Raw genomic sequence first — 4,307 nt, 5'->3', positions numbered from 1 at the left:
TGGCTCATGTGATCCACGAGGATGGATCGGTAAAGGAAGCGGTCGAGTTGTATAATGAACTAGCACGGGAAACTACATTAGTGAAATAGGGGTTTGTTTATATGTCTCACGTAATAGGGTTGGATATAGGAACGAGCGGAATTAAAGCTGGAGCCATGGATCGCCATGGCCGGCTTTCTTTTATAGAGAGAGAAGCTTATCAGCTTTCTTTTCCGCAGTCTGGATGGGTAGAGATAGACCCTGAGGAAATCTGGGAGAAGTCTGCTGGGTTAATTCGCCGAATTGCCAAGCAAATACAAGAACAAGGAGGAAGGGTAGACGGTCTCTCCCTTTCCTGTTTTTGCAATGCATCCATTTTTATAGATCGCTGCGGCACCCTGATTGGTTCAGGAATCATGTACATGGATCAGCGAAGCGTGGAGGAAGTTCAGGCTATGAGGGAAGCCGTTGCTCCGGATGAACATTTTCGCATTACGAAAAATCGGGTGGAGCCCGGCGTTTATTCCGTTTCCACGTTATTGTGGGTCAAAAATCAGCGTCCGGATGTATATTCCCAGACCTATAAATGGGGACACTTATCTTCTTATATTCTCTATAAGCTTACCGGAGAGTTCGTGATGGACTGGACACAGGCTTCTTTTACGGGGCTCTATGATATCATTCATTACGAATGGTCGGCACGGCTCCTGCAGGCCTATGGGATTGAATCTTCCATTTTGCCGGAGGTTGTAGATCCCGTAGAGACTATCGGTTACGTTCGTTCTACTGCCGAATTGGGGTTCGCGGATATCCCGGTTGCCGCGGGAGGGGCGGATACGGCTTGTTCTACCCTTGCTCTTGGCATCGGACCGAACCAATTGTTCGAATCGGTAGGCACCTCGGACGTATTGACGGTATGTTCAGACCAAACCGATCGCTTCGATCCCCGGTTCATGAATCGGTGTCATATTTTAAAGGATCGCTGGCTGTCTCATGGACCCATGTCTACTGCGGGGGCATCAATTCGCTGGTATTATGAAACCTTTTTGCAGGATCAGGGAAGCGTTGATTCGCTTTTGGAAGAACTGCCGGGTTTATCTGAGCCGGGAGCCCATGGTGTCCTTTTTCTTCCTTATATGCTTGGGGAGAGGGCACCGATCTGGGACCATGAGGCAAGAGGGGTGTTTGCCGGCTTGCATCTCGGCACCAACCGGGCGGATATGCTGCAGGCCATCTTTGAAGGGTGTTCTTTTGGACTCCGGCAAATCTATGAAATCATCGAAGAAACCTATCCGTTTGCTTTCTCCCGTTTCACTGCGATCGGAGGCGGAGCAAAGAATCGCCACTGGACGCAAATCAAGGCCAATGTCCTGGGGAAAACCATTGAGGTAAAGGAAGTGGGGGAAACGGCCGTCTTTGGAAGCTGCCTTCTGGCAGGAAAAGCAGCGGGATATTTCACTACCTTGGAGGAAGGGATCCAGGGACTCCAGAATGAAACGCTATTTACGGTTGAACCGGATCCGGAACGCACTCAGCTCTACGATGTCCTGTACCAGGACTTTTTGGCTTTGTATCCGGCTATGAAACCTTTTTTCAAGAGAAGGAGGACACTATGAAACAGAAAGTTTATATCACGCGAAAAATGCCCCAAGAAGTCGTTGAGCGAATCTCGTTATCATGTGAAGTAAGGATGTGGAAGGAAGAAGACGTTCCCGTACCGCGGGAGGTGCTGGAAAAAGAAGTGGCAGAGGCAGATGGCCTATACTGTCTGTTAACCGAAAAGATTGACCGTGAATTATTGGAACGGGCCCCGCGCCTAAGAGTCGTCAGCAATATGGCGGTTGGATATAACAATATCGATGTAGAAGCGGCTACAGAGCGAGGTGTCATGGTCACCAATACGCCGGGGGTGCTGACGGAAACGACCGCTGACTTAACGTTTGCCCTCTTAATGGCCACGGCGCGCCGTTTAGTTGAATCCTCCGATTTTCTCCGGAAAGGGGAGTGGAAGACCTGGTCTCCGATGCTTCTCACGGGTCAGGATGTGTATGGTTCAACTCTTGGGATTATCGGTTTGGGCCAAATCGGGGAAGCTCTTGCGAAGCGGGGAAAAGGCTTTGATATGCGGATCCTATACCACAACCGCAGCCGCAAGCCGCAAGTGGAAGAAAGGCTCGGCATTGAGTATGCGGAGATGGAAACCGTCCTGAAGGAATCGGACTTTCTTTGCATTATGACTCCTTATACGCCTGAAACGCATCATCTCATCGGCAGAAAGGAGCTTTCTTTAATGAAAGAAACGGCTGTTTTGATCAATACGGCACGCGGTGGGATTGTGGACGAGACAGCGTTGCATGAGGCTTTAGCAGAAAAGAAGATCTGGGCGGCCGGTCTGGATGTGTTCGAACAAGAGCCGGTTCCGGTCGATCATCCGCTTTTAGCCCTCCCCGACGTAGTGACGCTGCCCCATATTGGCAGTGCGAGCCTTCAAACGCGTTTGAAAATGGCTGTTTTGGCAGCAGAAAACCTTCTTGATGCACTGAACGGCGATCGTCCAAGACATCTCGTCAATCCGGAAGCATTTATAGGATGATATAAAAGGAATCAAGAGGAAAAACTCCCGTTATTATCGTGTGTTTCACGGAAATAACAGGAGTTTTTTTCTTTTTGCCCGCTTTAGGAGCCCATCAATTCCAGGGGACAGGAGGATTCGAACTTATATTTCGTTTGACAGGATGGGCACTTCGCGTAAATTTCCAAATCGGCTTTTTGTCCTTGATCTACCGTGTGAAACGTACTCGCTACAACCACTTCAGCCTGACCGCCGCACGGGCTTGTTTTTGCAAGGGAAGCGGTCCAGGAAAATTGGGTTTTGCAAATGAAACAGGTGTGCTGTCCCGTAATTTCTTGACTCGCCATGACAACCATCCTCTCTCTTATCGTTCTAGGAAACCCCGGAATATGCGAAGGATCTGCCTGCTTTCCTTAATCGAAACATTAAAATCTCCGGTTACTCGTTGCTTCTCTTGTGCGTTTGAAGTTATCCAGGTAGACCTTCTGATTCGTCAGAACGATCCCCGTAATCAGCAAATCAATGATGGTCAACTGGGCGATGCGAGAAGCTGTAGCATCGGTACGGAATTTCGTTTCTTTGGATGAAGTAAACAGGTTGATGTCCGCTTGCTTGGTCAGTGGAGATTTAGAGTAATTCGTTATGGCGATAATGGTTGTCCCCGCTTCCCTGCATAAGGCGATGGGAGCCAGGATATCTTTATTCGAACCGGAATGGGAGATGGCAATGACCACGTCGTCTTCAGTGAGCATGCTGGAGCCCATGAGCTGCATGTGATTGTCCAAGAAGGTGAGAACCGGGATTCCGATCTTCAAAAATTTATGCTGGGCATCCAAGGCAACCATGGCTGACGCTCCGCTTCCCAAAAACATGATGCGCTTGGCCTTCGTAATGGTGGTGATGGCTTTCTCGAGTTCGGAATCATAAAGGACGTGAAGCGTATCCAAAATGGTAGAGGAAGCGGCTAAAAAAACCTTTTCCTTTATCTGAGCTATTGAGTCATTTTCATTAATATCTTCATGAAGTTGTTTCGTCGGGGTGGTCAAGCTCTGAGCGATATCAATTTTCATGTCCTGATAGCCCTTGTAGCCGATCTTTCGGCATAAGCGGATAATCGAAGAATCGCTCGTCTTTGTTTTTTCCGAAAGCTCCGTGATGGATAAATGGATGATTTCATCGGGACTATTGAGCAGGAAGTCTGCGATTTTTTTTTCTGTTTCCGTAAATGAGTCTTCCGTGGCTTTCAGTCTTGCCAGATAGGCTGGGGTTTGTGTAATCACGGCTTGCACTCCTTTAGTTTCTATATCGTCAATATTACATTTTTTGAAGAAAATTTTCAATAATAAAATCGCTCTCATTATGCTTCGAAGAGTTGGGACGGAAGTGGAAAAAACGCATTATCTCCTTGTTTATTCTATTTTTTATACAGAAAGATGAATTCCTTCAGGTTGCGTTAGAACAAGATGCTTCTCTTTGTTTTATGTTTTAGTAACAACAAACTGAAGAATATATTCTTCGTTAAATTAAATAGTTGAAGAAAATTACCAACCATGTTAGAATGTTCACCAAGGAACAAATTTTCAGATTTAACTTCAGGCAGCTAATTCTAAACCTGATTAAGGAAGATGGGGGACAACAATGAAAGCGGCAATCTTTCATGGACCAGAGAACATTTCATTAGAGGAAGTGCAAACGCCGGAGATTAGTGAAGAAGAAGTTTTAGTGAAGATTTATGTCAGCGCCGTGTGCGGGACGG

The 4,307-nt window shown here is 47.1% G+C and carries 4 protein-coding genes; 2 read left to right on the top strand and 2 right to left on the bottom strand.

Going from position 1 to position 4,307, the window contains the following annotated elements:
* Positions 1-101: 101 nt before the first annotated feature.
* Together ABLT31_RS38120 and ABLT31_RS38115 are read left to right on the top strand one after the other, a co-directional pair.
* Entirely contained in the window at positions 102-1,595 is a 1,494-nt protein-coding gene (locus tag ABLT31_RS38120) for a xylulokinase (protein WP_367760930.1), read from the top strand.
* A complete protein-coding gene (locus ABLT31_RS38115; protein WP_367760929.1) occupies positions 1,592-2,572 on the top strand; it encodes a 2-hydroxyacid dehydrogenase in 981 nt (326 codons plus the stop codon). Before ABLT31_RS38120 ends, ABLT31_RS38115 begins: the two co-directional genes overlap by 4 nt.
* A gap of 83 nt (positions 2,573-2,655) precedes the next feature.
* Here the strand turns inward: ABLT31_RS38115 and ABLT31_RS38110 are convergent, their stop codons facing one another.
* Both ABLT31_RS38110 and ABLT31_RS38105 read right to left on the bottom strand, forming a co-directional pair.
* Complete coding sequence (locus tag ABLT31_RS38110; protein ID WP_367760928.1) at positions 2,656-2,898, bottom strand: hypothetical protein; 243 nt, start codon at positions 2,896-2,898, stop codon at positions 2,656-2,658.
* A gap of 78 nt (positions 2,899-2,976) precedes the next feature.
* Entirely contained in the window at positions 2,977-3,831 is an 855-nt protein-coding gene (locus tag ABLT31_RS38105; RefSeq protein WP_367760927.1) for a MurR/RpiR family transcriptional regulator, read from the bottom strand.
* Between the last annotated feature and the right edge of the window lie 476 nt (positions 3,832-4,307).

The organism is Ammoniphilus soli (assembly GCF_040813775.1).
Note: the sequence above shows the minus strand (reverse complement) of the source record. Positions and strands in the feature narration are given on the sequence as shown.